This is a genomic window from Phenylobacterium sp., assembly GCF_024508875.1.
GTDB lineage: Bacteria > Pseudomonadota > Alphaproteobacteria > Caulobacterales > Caulobacteraceae > Phenylobacterium.
Window position 1 is genome coordinate 1 of the sequence record NZ_JANINU010000056.1, and the last position, 22044, is coordinate 22044.

At 69.7% G+C, this 22044-nt stretch carries 18 protein-coding genes; 8 read left to right on the plus strand and 10 right to left on the minus strand.

Annotated elements, in window-relative coordinates:
* Both Q0L11_RS05430 and Q0L11_RS05435 read left to right on the plus strand, forming a co-directional pair.
* On the plus strand, positions 1-637 hold a 637-nt coding region (locus Q0L11_RS05430), incomplete at its 5' end, for a DUF2271 domain-containing protein (protein ID WP_296595908.1).
* Entirely contained in the window at positions 638-1276 is a 639-nt protein-coding gene (locus Q0L11_RS05435; protein ID WP_296595910.1) for a PepSY-associated TM helix domain-containing protein, read from the plus strand.
* 17 nt (positions 1277-1293) lie between these two features.
* Here the strand turns inward: Q0L11_RS05435 and Q0L11_RS05440 are convergent, their stop codons facing one another.
* Together Q0L11_RS05440 and Q0L11_RS05445 are read right to left on the minus strand one after the other, a co-directional pair.
* The gene (locus tag Q0L11_RS05440; protein ID WP_296595911.1) at positions 1294-4335 is read right to left on the minus strand and encodes a CHAT domain-containing tetratricopeptide repeat protein; all 3042 of its coding nucleotides are present in this window, start codon (positions 4333-4335) and stop codon (positions 1294-1296) included.
* A 37-nt stretch (positions 4336-4372) separates the two neighbouring features.
* On the minus strand, positions 4373-5194 hold the full coding sequence (locus Q0L11_RS05445) for a LuxR family transcriptional regulator (RefSeq protein WP_296595912.1): 822 nt from the start codon (positions 5192-5194) through the stop codon (positions 4373-4375).
* A gap of 44 nt (positions 5195-5238) precedes the next feature.
* On the opposite strand from Q0L11_RS05445, the gene Q0L11_RS05450 reads away from it, so the two are divergent.
* From Q0L11_RS05450 to Q0L11_RS05465, 4 genes are read left to right on the plus strand one after another with little or no spacing between them, the layout of a single operon-like run.
* Complete coding sequence (locus tag Q0L11_RS05450; protein ID WP_296595913.1) at positions 5239-7608, plus strand: TonB-dependent receptor; 2370 nt, start codon at positions 5239-5241, stop codon at positions 7606-7608.
* Between the two features lie 14 nt (positions 7609-7622).
* Positions 7623-8804, plus strand: coding sequence for an acyl-CoA dehydrogenase family protein (locus tag Q0L11_RS05455; protein ID WP_296595914.1), 1182 nt, complete (start codon positions 7623-7625; stop codon positions 8802-8804).
* Between the two features lie 13 nt (positions 8805-8817).
* Positions 8818-9237: a MerR family DNA-binding transcriptional regulator gene (locus Q0L11_RS05460; protein ID WP_296595916.1), complete on the plus strand. Its 420-nt coding sequence runs from the start codon at positions 8818-8820 to the stop codon at positions 9235-9237.
* 38 nt (positions 9238-9275) lie between these two features.
* On the plus strand, positions 9276-10094 hold the full coding sequence (locus tag Q0L11_RS05465; protein WP_296595917.1) for an oxygenase MpaB family protein: 819 nt from the start codon (positions 9276-9278) through the stop codon (positions 10092-10094).
* 3 nt (positions 10095-10097) lie between these two features.
* On the opposite strand, the gene Q0L11_RS05470 is transcribed toward Q0L11_RS05465, so the two are convergent.
* From Q0L11_RS05470 to Q0L11_RS05490, 5 genes are all read right to left on the minus strand, one after another.
* A complete protein-coding gene (locus Q0L11_RS05470; protein ID WP_296595919.1) occupies positions 10098-10802 on the minus strand; it encodes a sensor histidine kinase in 705 nt (234 codons plus the stop codon).
* A gap of 194 nt (positions 10803-10996) precedes the next feature.
* Complete coding sequence (locus tag Q0L11_RS05475) at positions 10997-12655, minus strand: amidohydrolase family protein (RefSeq protein ID WP_296595920.1); 1659 nt, start codon at positions 12653-12655, stop codon at positions 10997-10999.
* Entirely contained in the window at positions 12655-12876 is a 222-nt protein-coding gene (locus tag Q0L11_RS05480; protein ID WP_296595922.1) for a hypothetical protein, read from the minus strand. The genes Q0L11_RS05475 and Q0L11_RS05480 overlap by 1 nt, the downstream gene beginning before the upstream one ends.
* Positions 12873-13079 (minus strand): hypothetical protein, encoded by a 207-nt coding sequence (locus tag Q0L11_RS05485; RefSeq protein ID WP_296595924.1) that lies wholly within the window; start codon positions 13077-13079, stop codon positions 12873-12875. Before Q0L11_RS05485 ends, Q0L11_RS05480 begins: the two co-directional genes overlap by 4 nt.
* Positions 13079-14332, minus strand: coding sequence for an acetyl-CoA C-acetyltransferase (locus Q0L11_RS05490; protein ID WP_296595926.1), 1254 nt, complete (start codon positions 14330-14332; stop codon positions 13079-13081). The genes Q0L11_RS05485 and Q0L11_RS05490 overlap by 1 nt, the downstream gene beginning before the upstream one ends.
* A 178-nt stretch (positions 14333-14510) precedes the next feature.
* On the opposite strand from Q0L11_RS05490, the gene Q0L11_RS05495 reads away from it, so the two are divergent.
* Positions 14511-15533, plus strand: coding sequence for a hypothetical protein (locus tag Q0L11_RS05495; protein ID WP_296595927.1), 1023 nt, complete (start codon positions 14511-14513; stop codon positions 15531-15533).
* Between the two features lie 77 nt (positions 15534-15610).
* On the opposite strand, the gene Q0L11_RS05500 is transcribed toward Q0L11_RS05495, so the two are convergent.
* Entirely contained in the window at positions 15611-16072 is a 462-nt protein-coding gene (locus Q0L11_RS05500) for a nuclear transport factor 2 family protein (RefSeq protein WP_296595929.1), read from the minus strand.
* 176 nt (positions 16073-16248) lie between these two features.
* On the opposite strand from Q0L11_RS05500, the gene Q0L11_RS05505 reads away from it, so the two are divergent.
* Positions 16249-18255, plus strand: coding sequence for a redoxin domain-containing protein (locus Q0L11_RS05505; RefSeq protein ID WP_296595931.1), 2007 nt, complete (start codon positions 16249-16251; stop codon positions 18253-18255).
* Between the two features lie 81 nt (positions 18256-18336).
* Here the strand turns inward: Q0L11_RS05505 and scpA are convergent, their stop codons facing one another.
* Together scpA and Q0L11_RS05515 are read right to left on the minus strand one after the other, a co-directional pair.
* Positions 18337-20493: a methylmalonyl-CoA mutase gene (gene scpA / locus Q0L11_RS05510; protein ID WP_296595932.1), complete on the minus strand. Its 2157-nt coding sequence runs from the start codon at positions 20491-20493 to the stop codon at positions 18337-18339.
* Entirely contained in the window at positions 20490-21884 is a 1395-nt protein-coding gene (locus tag Q0L11_RS05515) for a methylmalonyl-CoA mutase family protein (RefSeq protein ID WP_296595933.1), read from the minus strand. Before Q0L11_RS05515 ends, scpA begins: the two co-directional genes overlap by 4 nt.
* Between the last annotated feature and the right edge of the window lie 160 nt (positions 21885-22044).

Genomic DNA, 22044 nt, shown 5'->3' on the forward strand with positions numbered 1-22044 from the left:
GCGCCAGGCGGCGGTGCTCGCCGCCGACGCCGCCACGGCCGACGCCCTCTCCACGGCGCTGGCGGTGATGCCGCGCGAGGCGGGCCTGGCCCTGGCGGAGGCGACGCCGGGCGTCGAGGCGCTGATGTTCGAGAATGGCGAAGCTTGGGCCACTTCGGGCTGGAATGCCTGCCAAACGGCCGCCCCGCTGCCCGCCGGCTTTACCGTCGAGGTGACCTATAACCTGCCGAAGATCGAAGCGGCCAACTACAAGCGGCCCTTCGTGATCGTGTGGGTCACCGACCTGGAGAAGAACCCGATCAAGACCCTGCTGATCCAGGGGACTCGCCAGGACTGGCAGGAGGACAATTACGTCTGGTGGCGGCGCGTGGGCCGAAAGCAGCCGGGCGTCGTCGAGGCGATGGGCAAGCCGACCCGGGCCCCGGGCCGCTACAGCGTGACGTGGGACGGGACGGACGCGGACGGCAAGCGCGTCGCGCAGGGCAAGTACCTGATCAACGTGGAGGCCGCGCGCGAGCACGGCGGCCATGCCTACCAGGCCATCGAGGTGACTTTGGGCGCCGCGCCGGCCACGGGTTCGGCCCCCGGCAAGGACGAACTGGGCGCGACCCAGGTGCGCTACGGAAAGTCGAAGTAGGTGAAGGCCGACGCCAAGCCGGGCGCCGCCCGCAAGCCGATCAACTGGAAGGTCGAGATCTATCGGCAGTCGCGCGCCTGGCACGGCTACCTGTCGGCGTTCGCCTTCCTGGCGCTGATCTTCTTCGCCGTGACGGGCCTGCTGCTGAACCATCCCGAATGGACGACCACCGACAAGGAGCCGCCGGCGCGGACGGTGACGGTTACCCTGGCCGAGGCCGAACTGGCGCGAGCGAAGGCTGCGGCCGATCCGGCTCGGGCGCTGGGCGAGACCGTGGGGCGCAAGGTTCCGCTGATCGGCGCCTGGCAGAGTGGCGAGGTGATCGACGACGAGGCGCAACTGCGCTTCGAGGGGCCCAAGGGATCGTCGGACGTCGTGGTCGATCTAGCCAGCGGCCGGACCGAAGTGGAGACCAAGCGCGCGCGCCTAGTCGATACGATCAACGAGCTGCACCGGGGCAAAAACGCCAGCGCGGCCTGGAAAGCCGTCATCGACGCCTCGGCGATCGTCATCCTGCTGCTGTCGGTGGTCGGCTACGTGCTGTTCTTCAGCCTGCGCTTCCGGCTGCGCACCAGCCTGATCCTCACCGGCGTCAGCCTGCTGGGCCTGATCGGCGTGGTCGTCTTCCTCACGCCCTGACGACGGCGCGCGGTCCGCTAACCGTCCGCGGCGATGACGACGAACGGGGCCCAGAAGGCCGGATGGGCCCATTCGGGCCGCCAGCCGGGCAACGCCGAGCCGTCCGGCTTGCGTCCCGTGCGCACGGCCCGCATGGCGCGCTGCAGCGCCTGGGCCTTGGACAGCGCCGGATTGGCCTTCTGGATCGCCAGCGTCTGCACCGTCAGCGCTGCGGTGGCGTCGTCGAACACCCGCCAGTGGCTGACCAGCAGCGCGCGGGCGCCGGCGTAGAGGAAGGCGCGGGCCAGGCCGGAGAGGCTGTCGGCGCCGGGCGCACCGTCGCCGCCGGCGGTGTTGCAGGCTGAGAGGATCACCCAGTCGGCGGACAGGTCCAGGGTGGCGGCCTCGCTCGCCGTCAGGACGCCGTCGTCCTGGGGCGTGGGCCGCGCCGGCGTGCTGAGCAGCAGGCCAGGTTCGTTCAGGCCCTTGATCTCGTGCGAGAGGAGGCCATGGGTCGCGATCGCGATCACCCCCGCCCTGGCGAGATCGGGCGAGTTGCGGATGGAGCTCTCCGTGGCGCGCGCGCCCAAGCGCACGCTGGCGGGCGGCGCGCCCAAGGTGCGCGCCATGGCGCGAAGCTCGTTGGCTGTGCCGGGAATGGGCGCGAAGACGCCGCCGTCGGACATGGCGCGGGAGGCCGGCGCCTGACCCTCGGGATCGCCGTAGCCGATGAACGACCATCGCGCAGCCGGCGCCCGCGCCGCCGCTGAAGCCGTGCGAAGGCTGGCGATCGACGGCAAGGTGGTCAGCGCGTAGCGGTCGGCAAGCCAATGGGCGGACGCCAACGCCTGCGGCCGCGATTGCGCGGCCCCGGAAGGCGTCGTGGGCAGCAGTCCGAGGGGCAGGCCGCCGAAGGCGCCCGAGGTGGTGACGAACAGGCGATCGACGCCGGGCAGGGCGCCCTCCACCGGCGCGATCAGGTCGCGGTAGAGGCTGTACGCCGTCTGCAGGTCGAAGGGCGCCACGCTGGCGTCCCCCGCGGGCCGCGCCTTCCCACAGGCCCCGTCATCGACCTGGCAGCGCAGTGCCCGGATGCGGGCCTCCAGCTCGGCTTGGCGACCTTCGAGCCGGTTCCACGACACCTTGGTGTGCGAGAGCGCGAAGACGTGGACGTCGTCGCCCGTCGGGACGATGAACAGGATGCCCTCACCCGGGCGCAACCGCCGTTGGGCGCGGGCGATGGAGAGCGCGGGGGGCGAGATGGCCTCGGCGTAGTTCGGGTTGTCCTTCTGCAGTCGCGCGTCCAGATCGGCGAGCTCACGGCCCACCGCGTCGAGGGCGGCGCCGACGCGGGCGGCCTTGGCGGGGTCGTCCTGGGGCAGAGCGCGGGCGAGCTGCCCCTCGATCTGGCGCACCTCTCCGGCCAGCGCCTGCCGCACCCGCGCATCCTTCGCCGCGGTCTTGCGGGTGAACGAGGCGCGCGCGGCAGTCTGGGCCAGGGCGCGCGCGGCTGGAGAGACTTCAAGGTCCTGCGCGGCTGTGAACGCCTGGTCCTGCAGGCGGGCCAGTTCAGCCGGTTGTTCGCGCGAGGCCAGCCACGCGAGACGGAGATAGCGGCGGAACACCGGCTCGGACTGGCCTAGCTCCGCGTCGGCCCGAGCCCGGCGGATGGCCGCGTCGGGATCCGAGCCCGTGGTCTTGAGGTCGGCCGAGCGACGCGCGCGGACGATCGCCACCGCGCGGGACGCCAGCTCCTCGGCGCCGGCGTTGGACGCCATGCGGTGCTGAGTCTCGGCCAGGGCGTCGTAGGTCGCGGCGGTCAGCGGATGCTTCTCGCCCAGCGCCGCGCGACGCACGTCCAGGGCGCGGCTGAGCATGGGCTCGGCGTCGCGATAGCGGCCGCGGGCGTTCAGGTCGCCGGCGAGGGCCGCGTAGGCCCGGGCCGTGGCGGGATCGGCGTCTCCCTTTGCCGCGCGGACGATCTCCAGCGCCTTCCGGTGCAGCCGCTCGGCCTCGGCCGCCTTGCCGAGAGCCGCGAGGTTGTCGCCGAGCGCGCCATAGCTCGCGCCGGTGTCGGCATGCCGTTCCCCCAGAACCTTGCGGCGTGTCTCCAGCGCCTCCCGCAGCAACGGCGCGGCTTCAGCATGCCGCTTCTGGGCGTCGAAGTTGGCTCCAAGCGCGGCCGCGTCCGAGGCGGTGGCGGCATGGCGCAGGCCGCGCACCTGGCGGTCGGTGGCCAGGGCGAGGCGCAGCAGCGGCTCGGCCTCCGCGTGCCGGCCTTGCGCGTCCAGGTTTGCACCCATCCGGGCATAGGCCTGGGCTGTCGCCGCGTCCCGCTCGCCGAACACCTCGCGACGGATCGCCAGTGAGCGGCGGTGCAGCGGTTCGGCCTCCACCTGCCGGCCGAGATCGTCGAGAGTCGCGGCCAGCGCGCCGAGGTCTGCGGCGAACTGCGGATCCTTCTCCGCCAGCAGGTGTCCGTCGAGCTCGACCGCCTGTCTGTAGAGCGGCTCGGCCTCGGCGGGACGGGACTGGGCGCGAACCACGTCGGCGACGGCGACGAGCGCGGCGACCGCTTCCGCCGACCTTTCGCCGAATCGTCCGCGACTTGCGGCCAGCAGCTCACGGCGTAGCGGCTCGGCCTCCGGAAACCGACCGCGCCGTTCCAGCACGCCCGCCAGGTTCGACAGGGCCAGAAGCGTCTGTGGGTCGCGCGGCCCGAGCGCCCGGCGATCGATCTCCAGGGCTCGGCGATAGTAAGGCTCGGCCTCGGCCTCCTTGCCCTGGCGCGCAAGCGCTTGACCGATCCAGGACCAGGAGACCGCCGTGACCGCGGCGTCCTCGCCGTAGGCGCGCCGTTCGATGACCAGGCGCTGGCGGGTGATCCTCTCCAGCTCGGCCCACTTGCCCGCCGAGCGCGCGGCTTCCCCCCGCACCACAAGGTCCTGCCAGGCGCTCGTTTCCTTCGACGTCAGGGCGCGCGGCGTGGACGCCGCCGGCGCCGCAGGCGCGACGGCGGGTATAGCAACGCAAAGCAGCGTCGCGGCCGCTATGCCCGCGCGCCGGGTCCGGGGTCGCATGCGCCCGTCCTCTTACGAATCTCCCACCGCCCTGACCTTACTCGCTCGGCGCCTTGCTCCGCACCGGACCTGACGCCGCACCGGCTCCCGTGGAGCCGATATATCCGAGGGTCGCCGCCCGCTGGATCGCTTGCGAGCGGCCGGTGACGCGCAGCTTGCGCGCGGCGTTGGTCACATGAAACCGCACGGTGGGCAGCGAAATGGCCACCAACTCGGCGATCTCCGCATCGGTCTTTCCCGCCGCCGCCCACTTGAGGCACTGGATCTCGCGCCGCGTCAGGCGCGCGGGGGGCTGGTCCGAGCCGGCGACGGTCTCTTCGTACGTCGCGACAAACTTGAGGGCGAGCACGTGGAGCTCGGCGGCGTGCCGGGCGAAGGCGTCCGCCACGTCGAACGCTTCGTCGTCGGTTGCCCAGACCACCGCGCCGATGACGCCTCCCGGGAGGTAGGCGGGCGCCACGATGGCGGCGCCCACCCCATAGGTATCGATCGGGCCTTCCGCCGTGATCGCGTCGAGCGCGCGGTTCGGCCGCCAGGAGGCGAAGCGGCCGCCGGCGAAGTAGAACGGCTCCGAACAGGCCCGCGAGGCGTGGATGAAGGCGGCGCGCAGCGCGAAGCCATGATCTTCCCAATAGCGAAGGTCGGGATCCACCCAATGGAAGAGCGTCTCGGCGAAGGGGCGGCCGTCGGGGCCCGTCGGCGGGGTGGTCGACGAAATGTCAGCCGCGGCCGCCACGTATGGCAGTCCGATCTGCGCGCCGATGCGCACGATCTCGCGGGCCAAGGCCTCGGCGTCGGTAAGCAAGCGAGCGCCCCCTATCACTTCCGCTAGCTTGTTCGGTGTGGCCAGCGCCCGCAAGGTCGGATCCAATAACAACGCCCGATGAGGCGAGGGGAGGAATGATGAAGTTGCGGAGATGGGCGCCGTCGGCCCTGGTGCTGGCGGCCGTTTGCGTTTCGGGACAGGCGCTGGCTGCCGAAGCCGAAGTTCCCGAGGTCGATGCGGTGATCGTGACGGCCCAGAAGCGCGAGCAGAAGCTCCAGGACGTACCCATCGTCGTGAACGTCGTGTCGGGCCAGCAACTGCAGGACGCCGGCGTGCGGGATGTGAAGGATCTGCAGGTCCTTACCCCTGGCCTCAGCGTGACCTCTTCCACCGGCAGCGCCCAAACCTCCATCCGCATTCGCGGGGTCGGCACCATCGGCGACAACCCGGGCCTGGAATCCTCGGTCGGCACCGTCGTCGACGGCGTCTATCGCGCCCGCAGCGGCGTCGCGTTCGGTGACCTGGGCGAACTGGAGCGCATCGAGGTGCTGAAGGGGCCGCAGGGCACCGTCTTCGGCAAGAACACCTCCGCCGGCGTGATCAACGTGATCACCAAGGCCCCCGAGTTCGACTTCGGCGCCAACGCCGAGCTGACCTATGGCAACTACGACGCCCGTGGCGCGGCGTTCAGCGTGACCGGCCCGATCGGCGAGACGCTCGCCGGCCGGGTCTTCGCCGCCATCCGCAAGCGCGACGGGTTCCTGCATGTGCGGAACGGCGCCGGGCCGAGCACCCAATCGCGGAACGAGGACCAGGACGTCGCCACCATCCGTGGGCAGCTGCTGTGGCTGCCGTCGGATACGCTGACGATCCGCGCGATGGCCGACTACACGCGGCGCGACGAACACTGCTGCCTGACGATGACGACGCTGGTCGGCCCCACGGGCGCGCTGATCGACGCGGTGGCCGCCGACGAAGGCACGGTGCGCCCCGCCGATCCCTTCCGCCGACTGACCTATGCCAACCGGGAATCCGCGCAGGACATCCGGGACAAGGGCGTCTCGCTGCAGGCGGACTGGGAGATCAATCCGGACGTCACCCTGACCTCGATCACGGCCTGGCGTGACTGGCAGAACGTCCAGGGCGCGGACATCGACTTCTCGTCGGCCGACATCTGGTACCGTCCTAGCGACGGGCGGACGTTCAACAAGTTCGAGACCTTCTCGCAGGAGGTCCGGGTCGCCGGCCGGGCGGGCCCGCTCGACTGGATGGTGGGCGGCTACTACTCGGACGAGCAGCTCGACAACAGCGCGTTCACGCCGTTCGGGACGTCGTACGAGACCTACTTCAGCCTGCTGCTTTCGGGCGGGACCAACCCGACAACCGTCTCGGCGCTGACGGGTATCCCGGCGGGCCAGAACTTCATCCCGGGCCAGGGCTCGTACGACCGCTTCGACCACTCCAGCAAGGGCTGGGCGGTGTTCACGAACAACACCTGGCACGTGACCGACGCGCTCGAGCTGACCTTCGGCCTCCGCTACAGCGACGACACCAAGAAGGTCTTCGCCCAGTACCGTAACACGGCGCCCGGCAACGCCTGCGCGGCGGCCATCGCCCGGCCGATTCCGGCCGCGGCCCGCTCGGCGATCTGCGCGCCCGGCGCGGACCCGGCGTTCAACGACGTCGACACCCGCCAGCGGCGCAGCGAGGATCGTCTGGGCGGCACCGCCAAGGCCAGCTATCGCTTCACGCCGCAGCTCATGGCCTACGTCTCGTACGCCAACAGCCACAAGAGCGGCGGCTTCAACCTGGACCGCGCGCGCCTCGGCCCGGGCGTGATCAACCCGGACACCAGCTTCGCGGCCGAGACCGTCGAAAGCTACGAGGCCGGCTTCAAGAGCCAGCTCTTCGAGAACCGCCTCATCCTGAACGCGGCCGCCTTCGACCAGACGTTCGAGCACTTCCAGCTCAACACCTTCACCGGCATCAGCTTCGTGGTGGCCTCGATCCCCAAGGTCACGTCCAAGGGCGTCGACATGGACCTCGTCTGGCGCACGCCGGTCCCGGGCCTGACGGCGACGGGCGGCGTGACCTATGCCGTGACCCAGTTCGGCAACTTCGCGCCGACGGCCGGTGTGGGACCACGCCTGCCGGGCTCGCGCCTGTCCTACGCGCCGCTGTGGTCGGCGTCGTGGTCTGCGGCCTATGAGAACGAGATCGCCGACGGCCTGAAGCTGCGTGCCAGCCTCTCGGGCCGCTACACCTCGCCGTACAACACCGGGTCGAACCTCGATCCCCTTAAGATCCAGAAGGAGTTGACCCTCTGGAACGGGCGGATCGGCCTGGGCGCCGCCGACGACCGCTGGACCGTCGAGCTGTTCGCCCAGAACCTGACCAATGAGGACTACTACCAGGTGGTGGTCGATCAGCCGCTGCAGTCAGGCACCTACGCGGCGTTCCTGGGCGCGCCGCGCACGTGGGGCGTCACGTTGCGGTCCAAGTTCTAGGGGAGCGTCGTTGCGTGGATCTTGAGCTGAGCCCCGAGGATCTGGCGTTCCGCGACGAGGTGCGGGCGTTCCTCGACGCCAACCTCACGCCCGAGCTGCGCCGCGCGGGCGAGCGGCTGACCAGCGTCTTCTGCGAGCCGCGCCACAGTCTGCCGTGGCAGAAGATCCTGCACGCGCGCGGCTGGGCGGCGCCTGCCTGGCCCAAGCAGTACGGCGGGCCCGGCTGGAGCGAGGTGCAGCGGGCGATCTTCGCGGCCGAGTGCGCGCGGGCGGGAACACCGAACCTGTCGCCCATGGGCCTGAAGATGGTCGGGCCGGTGATCATGGGGTTCGGCACGCCCGAGCAGAAGGCGTACTACCTGCCGCGCATCCTCTCGGGCGAGGACTACTGGTGCCAGGGCTACTCCGAGCCGGGTTCGGGATCGGACCTCGCGTCGCTGCAGCTTCGGGCGGTAAGTGACGGCGATCACTACGTTCTCGATGGGTCGAAGATCTGGACGACCCATGCGCACCACGCCAACCGCATGTTCTGCCTGGTGCGCACCTCGACCGAGGGCAAGCCGCAGCAGGGGATCACCTTCCTGCTGCTGGAGATGGACACGCCCGGCATCGGCGTGAAGCCAATCATCACCCTGGCCGGCGAGCACGAGGTGAACCAGGTGTTCTTCGACGGGGTGCGCGTGCCCAAGGCGAACCGCATCGGCGAGGAGAACCAGGGCTGGACGGTGGCCAAGTACCTGCTGGAGTTCGAACGGGGCGGCGGCTCCGCGCCCGGCCTGCAGGTCGGATTGGAGCGCGCGCAGCGGATCGCCGTCGCGTCGCATGCCGACGATGCGGCGCACCGCCGCCGGCTGGCCGAGACCGAGATCGCAGTGACCGCGATCGACATGTCGGAGCGGATGATCCTGTCGGCGCTGGCGGGCGGCAAGAATCCGGGGCCGGCGTCGTCGATGCTGAAGATCAACGGCACCGAAGCGATGCAGCGGATCGATGAGATCTCCGTCGCCGCCCTGGGCGCCTACGCCGGCGTCGACCAGCCGGAGGCGCGCGAGGCGGGGTCGAACGCCGAGCCGATCGGCCCGGACGAGGGCCTAGTGGCCATGCCGCGTTACCTGAACAACCGGGCCGCCTCGATCTACGGCGGCTCCAACGAAATCCAGAGGGACATCATCGCCCGGCTCGTGCTCGGGCTTTGAGGAGGAAAGACCGATGTCGACGTTCCTGAACCTGCGCCGGCCGCCGTACCGGACCTATTCGATCACCCAGCTCTGCCGCGAGTTCGGGGCGACCCCGCGGGCGCTGCGCTTCTACGAGGAGCAGGGCCTGCTCTCGCCCACGCGGCGCGACACCAGCCGCGTTTATTCGTACAAGGACCGGGCCCGGCTACAGCTCATCATGCGGGGCCGGCGGGTCGGCCTGTCGATCGCCGAGATCCGGGACATACTGGACACCTACGACGAGGAGGGGACTGCGGCCCAGGACGCCGAGGCCCTGCGCATCCACCACCGCCGCATCGAGCAACTGAAGCAGCAGCGACAGCATGTGGAGGAGGCGATCACCGAACTGAAGGCGGCCGCCGCCCACCTGGAAAACAGGTATCCGAGCCTCAAGCCTGGGCTGGACTCCTGAGCGCCGTCGAGACAATCGCGCCGCGGCCACGGCTGAACGTGATCGGCGGCGGACGGATCGACTATCGGCGGCCCGAAGGCGACCCCGGCCTGTTCGGCCCGGACTCGCTGGCCTGGCGGGTGCACGCCAATCCGGTGGCGCTGGCGATCGGCGGCGTAGCCGCGGTGATCCTGGAACTGGCGGAGCCGCGCGTCCGCTCGGGCGTCTGGGACCACTCGACCTTCCGGACCGACCCCTTGGCGCGCATGCAGCGCACGGGCGAGGCGACGCTGATCACGACGTACGGCCCGACGAAGTCCGCCGAGGCGCGGGTCGCCATGGTCACGCGGATGCACGAGCGGGTGGGCGGCATGACGCCCGACGGCCATGCCTATACGGCGCTCGAACCCGAGCTGATGACGTGGGTCCATGTGACCGCGAGCTGGGGCTTCCTCTACGCCTACGACCGGTACGTGGCGCCGCTGAGCGCGGACGAGAAGGACCGATACTTCGCCGAGGGCGGGCGCCTGGGCCGGCTCTTCGGCGCGCCCGAGCCGCCGGACAACGTGGCGGGCGTTGAAGCCTGGTTCGATCGGATGCGGCCCAAGCTGGTCGCCCACCCGATCATCGGAGAGTTCCTGGGCATCGTGGCCACCACCTCGCCGCTTGGGCTTGCCGGACGCGCGATCCAGCCGCTCGTCGTCGAGGCGGCGATCGACCTGCTGCCGCCGGATATCCGGAAGCGGTTGGGCCTGAACGTCCGGCCCTTGAGGCTTGCGGTCGCCGGCAGCGTTCTTCGCCTGATGGCGCAGATAGCCCAGAAGGCGCCCAGCCAGGTCGTGCGCGACGCTTACATGCGGGTGGGACGCGCCATCTAGACGTCAGTCGCAGTCGACCCAAGCCTGAAACGAACGGTCGATGACCGGCGCAGCGCCCGGGATGGGCGCGCGGATGGTGAAGGCCGCGCCGCCGTCTCCCTGGACCGTGAGCACGCCCTTCAGGTCGCGCACGATGGCCGAGACGATAGACATGCCGAGGCCGCCCGAGCGGCCCAGGCCGCTCTCGAGACCCTTGCCCTGATCGGCCACGGTCAGCACCAGCTCGGCGCCGTCCCGGCGGCTGGTGACCACCAGGCGACCGCCGGGCTTGCCGTCGTAGGCGTGCTTGGCGGCGTTGATGGCGAACTCGTTGATGGCGATGGCGAGTTGCTGGGCCATGTCGCCCGGGACGCTGGTGAGGTCGGCCTGGATCGAGCAGTTCAGCCCGGTGGTCGCCGCGATCGCCTGGCACAGGCCGGCGAGGAAGCCGCTGAGTTCCACCGTCGGGCGGTCCGCGTGATCGTAGAGATAGCGGTGGAGTTCGCCGACCGCGACGAGGCGGGCGCGGCTGGCCTCCAGCGCGGCGGAGGCAAGGGGGTCGCGCGAGCGTAGCTGTTCGAACACCAGCATATCGGCCGCCAGTTGCAGGCTGTTGGCGATGCGGTGGTTCAGCTCCTGGATCTGGCGCTCCTGGCTGGCGAGGCGCGCGCGGGCGGCGGACAGCTCGCGGGCGAGGCCGGGATCCGAGGAGGCGACGTTGGCGAACATGTGGGATGTTCCCAATACTAAGGTAGAGCTTGTTTCCGTGCGGGACGTCGCCTTTTGCGCCGCCGGTTGTTCAACAACGGGTTGCGGTTGTCAGTTCCTGAGGGTGAAAGATAAATTGGGCGAAAGAACGGCGCGGCACAATATACCGCAAATCGATATGGCGTTAATCTTTCAGTAATACTTGAATTGCCGCGTCAGACGCAGACAACTCCGGCCCGTGCAGCGGTGTACGCGCCATCGGCGTAGGCGATCTGGCCGTTCACCAGCACGGTCTCGACCCCGCGCGCGGCGCGGACATAACGCATGCCGTCGCCAGGCATGTCGAACGCCGGCAGTTCGGCCTCGCGGTCGATGGTGTCGGGGTCGAAGACCACGATGTCGGCGGCCAGGCCGGGCTTCAGCCGGCCACGATCCTTCAGGCCCCAGATGTCCGCCGTCTCGCCGGTGATCTTCGCGACGGCCTGTTCAAGGCTCATGGCGCCGGTCTTGCGGACGAACTCGCTGAACAGATAGCCGGTGTCGCCGTAGGTTGAGAACGAGGCCAGGTGCGCGCCGCCGTCGCTGGCGCCGATGTGGACGAGCGGGTGGGCGAGCATGGGGCCGATCCGCTCGGAGTTCTCGTGGCCCAGCGAGGCGTCGAGGAACGCGACGTCCAGGCCGTTCTCGAGGCTGAGATCGATCAGCGCCTGGGCGCAGCTCTGGCCGCGCTCGGCGGCGATGTCGCGCAGGGTGCGGCCCACCATGGCGGCCGGCGCGGCGTCGCCCCCGCGGCAGATCAGGCGGCCCAGCATCTTGTCGCCGCCGTCGGGACCGGCGTCCGCAACCATCTTGGCGACGGTCTCGGGGTCGCGCAGGGCGTGGAGCTTCACGTCGAGGTCCTGGCGCAGGATACGGCTCCAGCGGGGCAGGCGGGCAAAATACAGGCTAGGGCGCAGGAACGAGAAGCTGAGGTCCAGGGGCCGCGTCTGCATCTGCGGCCAGACCTTGGCCCCGCGGGCGAACTGCTCCTCCACCCGGGCCATGATCCGCGGGACGTTGTCGGGCGTGGCGGCGTTGTCGAACACCGGCGAGAAGGTGGTGGTGATCCCGTGCTTCAGGCTCAGCTCGGCGAGCTGATCGATGCGCGCGATGGTGATGTCGGTGGCGAAGAATTCCGGCACGCATTGGAGCATGCGGTCGAACTCGCCCAGGACCGCGCAGAGGGCGTCCAGCTCCTCGAACTGGGCGAAGCGGCTGGGAACGGGGCGGCCGTTCTCGTCGGTGTCGACGAAGCTGGTGGACAGGCCCACGGCGCCGGCGGCGAGGCACTCGCGCAGCAGGTCCTGCATGGCCGCGATCTCGTCCGCCGTGGCGGCGCGCTGCTGCGACGCGGGGCCCATGACCCAGAGGCGGATGACGCTGTGGCCCACAAGGGGCGCGACATTGATCGACAGCGCCTTCTCGATGGCCGCGCGATAGCCCGCGAAATCTTCCCAGCTCCAATCGAAAGCGGTGGTGAAGGCCTCGGGCGGCATCTCCTCGATCTGCTGGAACATGCCGACCACCTGGCGGCGGTCACCTGCGCGCAGGGGCGCCAGCGACAGGGAGCAGTTGCCGGGCACGATGCAGGTGACGCCGTGCTCCAGGGCGGGGCGGGCGGCGCCGTCCCAGAGGAGCTGCACGTCGAAGTGGGTGTGAGGGTCGATGAAGCCGGGAGCGACCACGCGCCCGCCGGCGTCGATCTCCTGGCGCGCTTCGCCCTGCACGGCGCCGACGGCGGCGATCCGGCCGTCCTTGACCGCCACGTCGCCCTTGAACGCCTGGGCTCCCGAGCCGTCGACCACAAGGCCGTTCCGTACGATCACGTCGAACATCAGCTTCCCTCCACGATGCGCCGCCAGGACTGGCCCACAAGCTCGCCCAGCCCTGCGGCGCCGCAGTTCTTCATCAGGCGCAGGCCCGTCTCCTCGTCGAGGACCACGGGGCCCTCGGCGCCGTTCGGATGACGAAGGCGCACGAGGAGTTCGGTCGAGCCGTCGTGTCCGGCTACCAGATCGGCCGACACGATGACCGGCTCGTCCGCTCTGGGGGTCACGACAGCGGCGGCTCGACGAACACCACGTCCGACCCCAGCAGCAACCCTGCCGGTTTGCGCATGGCGAAGATGTGCAGGTTCCAGCTCTTGATCGCGTCCACCGCCGTCTCGACCGGCTGGTCGGGGAGGGCCCGCAGAGCAAGCGCCTCCACCGTCTCGTCCGGCCCCGGCGTCACGAACCGCCGCTGGCGCGTGAGCTGCATCAGATGCGCTCGACGATGATCGCCGGCGCCATGCCGCCCGCGGCGCACATGGTGACCAGGCCGCGCTTCAGGTCACGGCGCTCCAGCTCATCGATGATGGTGCCGATGAGGATCGAGCCGGTGGCGCCGATCGGGTGGCCGAGGGCCATGGCGCCGCCGTTCACGTTGACCTTCTCGCGGTCGAGGTTGAGGTCGCGGATGAATTTCTCGGCCACGACCGCGAAAGCCTCGTTGATCTCCCACAGGTCGATATCGTCCGGCGTCAGGCCGGCCTTCTTCAGCACCTTCTTCGCGGCCGGCACCGGGGCGTTGAGCATCAGGGTGGGGCTGTCGCCGACGTTGGCCATGGCGACCACGCGGGCGCGGGCCTTGAGGCCGTTCTTGTCGGCGTATTCCGGCGAGGCCAGCAGGACAGCCGCGGCGCCGTCCACGACGCCGGACGAGTTCCCGGCGTGGTGGAAGTGCTGGATCTTCAGGTCGCTGTAGACGCGGTTGATCAGGCCCGCGAGGGTGGTGCCCTCCGCGTCCATCGGCACATTGGCCATGGCGGCGAAGGATGGCTTCAGCGAGGCGAGGCCTTCCAGGGTGGTCTCGGGACGCGGGAACTCTTCGCGATCCAGGGCGATGGAGCCGTCGTCGTTGTAGACCGGCACCAGGGCGCGGTCGAACCGGCCCTCGGCGATCGCCTTGGCGGCGCGCTGCTGGCTGACATAGGCCAGTTCGTCCAGGGCTTCGCGGGTGATGCCTTCCATCGTGGCGATGGCGTCCGCGCAAACGCCCTGGTGGGACTGCGGATGCAGTTTGCGCAGGTGGGTGTTGCCGGCGTCCATGAGGGCCGGGCCATCGAAGAACGCCTGATTCTGCGGCGCGCTGGAGGCCGTGTAGGACATCATTTCGGTGCCGCCGGCGATGACGAGGTCTTCCATGCCCGACATGATCTGGGCGGCGGCCAGGTTCACCGCGGTGATGCCCGAGCCGCAGAAGCGGTCCAGGGTCATGCCCGAGGCGCGGACGTCGAAGCCGGCGTCGAGGGCGGCCATGCGGCCGAGGTCGTTGCCCTGCTTGCCGCGCTGGGACGAGGTGCCCCAGATCACGTCGTCGACTTCCTCGGTCTTCAGGTTGTTCCGCTGCGCGATGGCGGCGAGCACGGTGGCCGCCAGGCGCTGCGGGTGGTGGTCGGCGAGGGCGCCCTTGCCGACCTTGCCGATGCCCCGCGGCGTGCGGCAGGCGTCGATGATGAGAGCTTCGGGCATGATCTTTCCTCGCGATGGGTCGGCCGGGCCGTTTGAGGGAAGATTCTGCGCCGTCCGTAAGGTCAGTCTAGTGGGTAGCGCCATACCGAACTTTTGAAATGTCGAGGCAAACTTGCCGCGCCAATGCTACGCCGTGACCGCGCGGCGGCAGACCGCGGGATGGGAAGGGAGAACCTCGATGAAGATGAAACTGATGGTGCTGGGCGCCCTCGCGAGCCTTGCGGCGAGCCCAGCGCTCGCTCGGGACGTCGGCGGCGTCGCGTGCACGACCCCGCAGCCGGCGCGCTGCAGCGGCGAGTCCTGTGTGCCCGCCCTCGCCGAGCTCGGCAACGTCGTCGACGCGAAGACCGGCCGCAAGTTCTGGCTGGACTATCCGTGCGACCTGAAGCCGGACGAGAAGGTCACCTTTATCCTCAACCTGCATGGTGCGGGCTCGATCGGGAACTGGCAGCGGCACTACTTCCCGGCCGCCGACTACGTGCAGAAGTACCGGCTGGTGGTGGCGACCCCTACCGCAGCCACCGCGACTCCGGTCCGCCGTTGGGATGGCGCGGCGGACGACGCGCACCTGCAGAACATCACCGACTTCGTCTTCGACAGCTTTGGCAAGGCCAACATCCGCTCGATGTGGCTCGCCGGGCATAGCCAGGGCGGCTTCACCTCGCGCCGGATCGTCTGCAGCGACTATTTCAGGGGCAAGGTGGACGGCTGGCTCAGCCTGTCGGGCGGGCGGATCGGCCAGGCGCCGTTCGTGAAGCAGTTCGGCCCGCCCAAGCCCGACGGCTCGCCGCCGGATCCGCGACCGGCCGGGGCGAACCCCATGGCGGCCGACACGCCGCCCGCCTGCGACTTCTCCCATATCTTCGAGGTGGGGCAGTGGGAGATCGACGCCCTACCCGAGACGTCTCCCTGGGCCGAGAAGTACGGCTGCACGCGGCGGGTGCGCCAGAAAGACATCGTCGACGACAAGCCCGGCTACGTCTGGGACTTCTCCCGGGCGGGCTACAAGGTGTGGGGCATGAAGGCGGCTCCCGGAAAAGGCGAGTTGTTCGCCTATCAGGGGTGCAAGGATGGACGGGTCGTGGCCGATGTGGTGAGAGAGAACAAGGGTCATACCGAAGGTTTGGAGCCTAGGGTCACCGAGACCTTGATCCAGATGATCGTCGCCGCGCCTGGTGGGAAGGCGCAGACGGGAGGCTGACGCCGCATGGCCGATGCCGGACGCCCTCCTCAGCTAGCACCCGGGGAGGGCGTTTCCGCTCGACGCACCGCGCCCCCTCAGGGCGTCGCCGGCAGGGGCAGCGAGGCTTGGCCGAAGGCGTAGCGCCATCCGTCCGGCGTGCGGACGTAGGTATCGCTGAACCACAGCGTCCGGTCGAAGGCCTTGCCGCCCGTGACGTATTTCAGGCGCAGCCTTGCGGTCACGACGGCGGTGTCCTCGCTGAATATGCGCACGGTCTGGCTCCCGGGCGTCTCGTCCTGGATTTCGTAGGCGATGGCGCCGCCGCGGGCCTCGCGAAGCAGGTCGTCGCGGGAGATGACGGTCCCGGAGCCGACCACCAGCGTCATCTCGGGGTGCAGGATCTTCGCCATGGTCTCCGCGTCGTTGGCCTTCACGGCGGCCTGGTACCGGACGTCGAGCGCGGCGACGGCGGCGCGATCGTCGGCGACGTTGGCGTCGGCCGCCCGGGCGGCGGTCGCGAGGGCGGTGAGCGCCAGGACGGTGGCGAGTTTCTTCAAGGCGAAGCTCCAGGGCGGGGAGGCTTGCCGATAGCCCGAAGATCGCCGTTCGGCTGGCGGGAAACGGCCGCCATAGGCTCCGCCGGTTTTCGAAATATTGGTGTAATGTTCCGCAGGGAAAATGACGGCGCGTTCAACTTCGCGCCTAGACAAGAACACTCTTTGGGGGACGATCGATGACCACTGCGCGCTACGGGGTCCTGGCCCTGCTGGCTTCCACCGCGCTGCTGTCGAGCTGCGCCACCGATCAGTCGGCGCCCAGCGCCATGGCCAAGGGCTCGGCGATCTCGGCGTCGGCCACGACAACGCAGTCCGTCGACAACTTCATGCTGGTGGACGCGAACCTGGAGGCGCACGAGCTGTACCGCCTCGGTGACGCGCCGGCGGTGGTGATCGTGACCCAGGCGAACGGCGACGCGGCGATCCGCGGGGAGGCCCCCGCGCTGAAGGCGCTGGCCGCGACCCATGGCGCCAAGGGCGTCGAGTTCATGCTGCTGAACTCGAGCCTGAAGGACAGCCGCGAGGCGATCCTGGCCGAATCCGAAAAGGCGGGTTTCACGATCCCCGTGCTGATGGACTCCAACCAACTGATCGGCGAGAGCCTGGGCGTGACGCGCTCGGCCGAGGCGTTCGTGATCAATCCGAAGACCTGGACCGTCGCCTATCGCGGCCCGGTCGCGGGCGTCGGCGCGGCGCTGGACGCCCTGGCGGCCGGCCAGCCGGTCCCGGCCTCGGCGACTGCGGCTACGGGGGCGGCCATCGCGTTCCCGGCGCGCGGCCAGGGCGCCAAGCTGACCTACGTGAAGGACGTGGCGCCGATCCTGGAGGCCAAGTGCGTGGCCTGCCACCAGGAAGGCGGCATCGGCCCGTTCGCCATGAGCAACTACGAGATGGTCAAAGGCTTCTCGCCCATGATCCGAGAGGTGATCCGCACCGACCGGATGCCGCCGTACAACGCCGATCCGCACGTGGGCAGGTTCTCGGACGACAAGAACCTGTCGCCGGCCGAGATCAAGACGCTGGTCCACTGGATCGAAGCCGGCGCGCCGCGCGGTGAGGGGACCGACCCGCTGGGCGCCGTCAAGCACGTGGCGGCCGAGTGGCCGCTGGGTAAGCCGGACATGATCATCGACATTCCGGCCTTCAAAGTCCCGGCCTCCGGCATCGTCGACTATCAGCGGCCGGCCATCGCGAACACCCAGACGCAAGGCCGCTGGATCCGCGCCACCACCGTGAAGCCGGGCGACCGCCAGTCGGTGCACCACGTGCTCACCGGCTGGATGAGCGAGATGCCGGCCAACGGCCAATCGTCGGAGACCCGCTGGAAGGGCTCGGTGGGCGGCTACGCCGTGGGCTCGGAATCAAACATCTACGCTCCGAACGTCGGCAGCTACCTGCCGGCCGGCGGCGCCATCGGCTTCCAGATGCACTACACGCCGTACGGCAAGGAGGCGGTCGATAACTCGAAGATCGGCGTCTACTTCTACGACAAGCCGCCGGAATTGATGATGCGTAGCGTGGTCGTGATCGACCCGACCATCACCATCGCCCCGAACACGGGGCGGGCCAAGGAAGTGGCGTACGTCGAGTTCCCGAACGACGCGCTGCTCTACTCGGCGTTCCCGCACGCCCACTACCGCGCCTATTCGTCGGACCTGTGGCTTGAGACGCCGGACGGCAAGAAGACGTTGCTGCTCAGCCTGCCGCGCTACGATTTCAACTGGCAGCGCGCCTACACCTTCGAGAAGCCGATCAAGATCCCGGCCGGCTCGCGAGTGATCGCCCACTACGTCTACGACAACTCCAAGCGCAACCCGGCGAACCCCGACCCGACCATCAAGGTGACCTGGGGCGAGCAGAGCCACGAGGAGATGCTGTTCACGCAGCTCTCGTTCCGCTGGCTGGACGAGACGGCGGCCAAGCAGGTCGACTCCGACGCGCGGTTCGCGCCCACGCGCCTGATGGGCATGATGGACGACAACCTGGACGGCAAGCTGCAGAAGGCCGAGGCGAAGGGCCAGATGGGCCAGATGATCGCCAACTTCTTCGACCGCATCGACACCAACAAGGACGGCTCGATCGACAAGGCCGAACTGGCGGCCGCCCAGGCTCTGCTGCCCGGCCGCCGCGGCCGCGCCGCCGAGGCCAGCAACGCGCCGGTTCCGCCGACGACCGGTCGCTGACGCTCCGCACGATCGCGAAATGAAGAGGGCCCGCCCGGAGCGATCCGGGCGGGCCCTTTGATTTCGGGAAGGACCGAAGGGCTACTGCGCCGCTTGCTCCTGGGCATAGCCGAGCTGTTCGTTCAGGCGGTCCAAGACCGTGATGGCCGCCTCGGGGACAACAGTGCCGGGCGCGAAGATCGCCGCGACACCCATGTCCTCAAGGGCCTTGAAGTCCTCAGGCGGGATGACCCCGCCCACGAACACCAGGATGTCGGGCCGGCCCAGCTTTGCGAGCTCGGCCTTGAGCTCGGGGACGAGGGTCAGGTGGCCCGCCGCGAGCGAGCTGGCGCCGACGGCGTGGACGCCGGTCTCCACAGCCTCGGCGGCAGCCTCGGCCGGGGTCTGAAACAGGTCGCCGATCTCCACGTCGAAGCCGAGGTCGGCGAAGCCCGAGGCGATCACCTTCTGGCCGCGGTCGTGACCGTCTTGGCCCATCTTGGCGACCATGATCCGGGGCTTGCGGCCGTCGGCCTGGACGAAGGCCTCGGCCATGGCGCGGGCGCGGTCCGAGGCCGGCGTCGAGCCCGCCTCGCGGAGGTAGACCCCTTTCACCGCATCGGCGTGGGCCTTGTGGCGGCCGAACACCTTTTCGAGGGCGTAGCTGATCTCGCCCACGGTGGCCTTGGCGCGGGCGGCGTTCACCGACAGCTCCAACAGGTTCGCGTTCCCGGCCGCGCCTGCGGTAAGCGCGTCGAGGGCGGCGGCCACGGCCTCGGGGTCGCGCTCGGCCTTCAGGCGGTTGAGCTTGGCGATCTGGGCGTTGCGGACGGCGGTGTTGTCCACCTTGAGCACCGGGATATCGTCCGGCACGTCGGGACGGTAGCGGTTCACGCCGACGACGCTCTGCTTGGCGCTGTCGATGCGCGCCTGGATGCGGGCCGAGGCCTCCTCGATCCGGCGCTTAGGCAGGCCTTCCTCGATGGCCTTGGCCATGCCGCCCAGGGCTTCCACCTCGGCGATGTGCTCCAGCGCGCGCTTGGCCAGGTCGGCGGTCAGGCGTTCGACGTAGAAGCTGCCGCCCCACGGGTCGACCACGCGGGGCTGGCCGCTCTCCATCTGCAGGAAGAGCTGGGTGTTGCGCGCGATGCGGGCCGAGAAGTCCGTCGGCAGAGCCAGGGCTTCGTCCAGCGAGTTGGTGTGCAGGCTCTGGGTCTGGCCGCCGGTGGCGCCCATGGCCTCGATGGCTGTGCGCGGCACGTTGTTGAAGACGTCTTGGGCGGCCAGGGACCAACCGCTGGTCTGGGTGTGGGCGCGCAGCGCGAGCGAGCGGGCGTCCTTCGGGTCGAAGTTGGCCTTCATCAGCTTGGCCCAGAGCAGGCGGCTCGCGCGCTGCTTGGCGACCTCCATGAACATGTTCATGCCCGCGCACCAGAAGAAGGACAGGCGCGGCGCGAACTGGTCGACCGTCATGCCCGCGGCGACGCCGGCCCGGACGTACTCGATGCCGTCGGCCAGGGTGTAGGCCAGCTCGAGGTCCAGCGTCGCCCCGGCTTCCTGCATGTGGTAGCCGCTGATCGAGATCGAGTTGAAGCGCGGCATTTCCTTCGACGTGTAGGCGAAGATGTCCGCGATGATCCGCATCGAGGGGCCGGGCGGATAGATGTAGGTATTCCGGGTCAGGAACTCCTTCAGGATGTCGTTCTGGATCGTGCCGGCCAGCTTCTCGTGCGGCACGCCCTGTTCTTCCGCCGCCACGATGTAGAGCGCCAGGATCGGCAGCACGGCGCCGTTCATGGTCATCGAAACGGTCATCTTGTCGAGCGGGATGCCGTCGAAGAGCGTCCGCATGTCGAGGATCGAGTCGATCGCGACGCCAGCCATGCCCACGTCGCCAGTCACGCGCGGGTGATCAGAGTCGTAGCCGCGGTGGGTGGCGAGGTCGAAGGCGATAGACAAGCCCATCTGCCCAGCCGCTAGGTTGCGGCGGTAGAAGGCGTTGGAGTCCTCGGCCGTGGAGAAGCCCGCGTACTGGCGGATCGTCCACGGGTTCGTGGCGTACATGGTCGGGTAGGGGCCGCGGACGAACGGGGCCAGGCCCGGATAGCCGCCGAGGACAGCGAGGCCTTCGACATCGCCGGCCTCGTAGGCAGGGCGCACATCGATCCCTTCGGGCGTGGTCCAGGCCGCGCCGGTGGGCTTGGCGAACGTTCCCACGTCGCCGTCGAAGGGCAGGGTGGAGAAGTCGGGGAAGCTCACGCCGTCACCTCGTGCTTTTCGGACAGCCGCATGGGCTTCAGCGCCGGACATTTGCCGTCCGGTCCCGGCAGGCGCGCGGCCTCGGTGTCGAGCGTCGCGGGCGAGGCCTTGTCGACGTCCACCGCCGCCTGATCGGCCGGCGGGAAGGCCGTGACGCCGAGAATCTTCGGCTCGCCGCGGGCCGCGACGGCGGCGACGACGTCGTTGGCGACGAGGCCTTTCTCCAGGGCGGAGATGATCCCCCCGGCAGCCTCGATGGCTTGCAGGCGGCTCCAGGCCTCGCGGGCGATCTGGTCGGTGAGGGCCTCGATGTAGCCCGAGCCGGCGGCGGGGTCGGCGACGCGGCCGACGGCGGCCTCCTCCATCAGGACGAGCTGGGTGTTGCGGCTCTGGCGGCGGCCGAAGGCGGTGGGCTGGCCCAGCGCGTCGGTGAAGTTCCCCAGCACCAGGGCGTCGGCTCCGCCCGCGGCCGCGCCGAACCCGGCGGCGGTGAGCCGGATCATGTTCGTCCAGGGATCCATGGCGGTGAGCATCCGGCGCGAGGAGCGGGCCTCGATCCGGCCCTGCGCCGCGGCGCCGGACGCCGTGGCGATGCGGGCGAAGACGGCGCGGGCCGCTCGCAGCTTCGCCAGCGTCAGGAAGTAGTCGCCGTCGGCCGCGAGGCCGAGGGTGATGCGCGCGAAGGCCTCGGCGACCGGCAAGCCGGCGCGCACCAGGGCCTTGGCGTAGGCGATGGCCGACGCGGCGGCGAACGCGACCTCCATCGCCTCGCCGGCGCCGGCCTCGTGCGCCACGCGGCCCGAGGCCAGGAAGAGCTGGGCCTGCGGATAGGTCTGGGCGTGACGTACGCCGACGGTGGCGGCGCTGACGATATGGCTCTCGACAGGTCCCGGGCTGGCGCCTGCTTCGGCGAAGGCGCCGAGCGGGTCCATGTGGAAGTTGAGCTTGGCGCCGGGCGAGGACTTGGCGACGGCGTGCAGGGCGTCCGCCGCCCTGGGGCCCAGGAAGCTGGCGTCGAGGCCCACGGGCGCCAGTTCGAGGATGACGTCCTTCAGGACGCGCGCCAGGGCGTCGGCGCTGGCGTGGCCCTTGACGATCACCGAGGCGGCGCCGTTCTCGAGATCGGCCAGGAGTTCGGCGTTGGCCTTCGCCGGGTCCGCCTGCGCCGACAGCACGCGCAGGTCCCAAGGGCGCTCGGAGTCGAACGGGCGGGTCGGAAAACAGGCCGGCGCCTCGGACGCGGCATAGAGCGGCGCGATCGGCAGGCCCTCGACGGTGGACTTCGTCAGGCTTTCGAAGGGCTTGTCGCCCAGCGTCTTGGCGACCAGGGCGCGCCAGGCGGCCTCGTCTGCGGGCGGAATTCCGGGGTCGAGAACGCTTGTGTCGGCCATGGCGGGAATTGCGCCCCCGCACGCGCCAGCGTCAAGTTCACGCACCGGAAGGGCCGGGCCGACCTACGGGCTTTGGTGACCTGGGGTCAGGGTGGCAACATCCGCGCGCAGGCAGGGGTGTTGCCCGGCATGTCTCATAGACGTACATTGTAAATCAAAT

Coding starts and splice junctions, on each gene's coding strand:
- Q0L11_RS05485 (WP_296595924.1), bottom strand. CDS start 13,079: ATGCAGCTCACGCGCCAGCGGCGGTTCGTGACGCCGGGGCCGGACGAG.
- Q0L11_RS05440 (WP_296595911.1), bottom strand. CDS start 4,335: ATGCGACCCCGGACCCGGCGCGCGGGCATAGCGGCCGCGACGCTGCTT.
- Q0L11_RS05475 (WP_296595920.1), bottom strand. CDS start 12,655: ATGTTCGACGTGATCGTACGGAACGGCCTTGTGGTCGACGGCTCGGGA.
- Q0L11_RS05515 (WP_296595933.1), bottom strand. CDS start 21,884: ATGGCCGACACAAGCGTTCTCGACCCCGGAATTCCGCCCGCAGACGAG.
- Q0L11_RS05470 (WP_296595919.1), bottom strand. CDS start 10,802: ATGTTCGCCAACGTCGCCTCCTCGGATCCCGGCCTCGCCCGCGAGCTG.
- Q0L11_RS05495 (WP_296595927.1), top strand. CDS start 14,511: ATGAAGATGAAACTGATGGTGCTGGGCGCCCTCGCGAGCCTTGCGGCG.
- Q0L11_RS05490 (WP_296595926.1), bottom strand. CDS start 14,332: ATGCCCGAAGCTCTCATCATCGACGCCTGCCGCACGCCGCGGGGCATC.
- Q0L11_RS05450 (WP_296595913.1), top strand. CDS start 5,239: ATGAAGTTGCGGAGATGGGCGCCGTCGGCCCTGGTGCTGGCGGCCGTT.
- Q0L11_RS05460 (WP_296595916.1), top strand. CDS start 8,818: ATGTCGACGTTCCTGAACCTGCGCCGGCCGCCGTACCGGACCTATTCG.
- Q0L11_RS05505 (WP_296595931.1), top strand. CDS start 16,249: ATGACCACTGCGCGCTACGGGGTCCTGGCCCTGCTGGCTTCCACCGCG.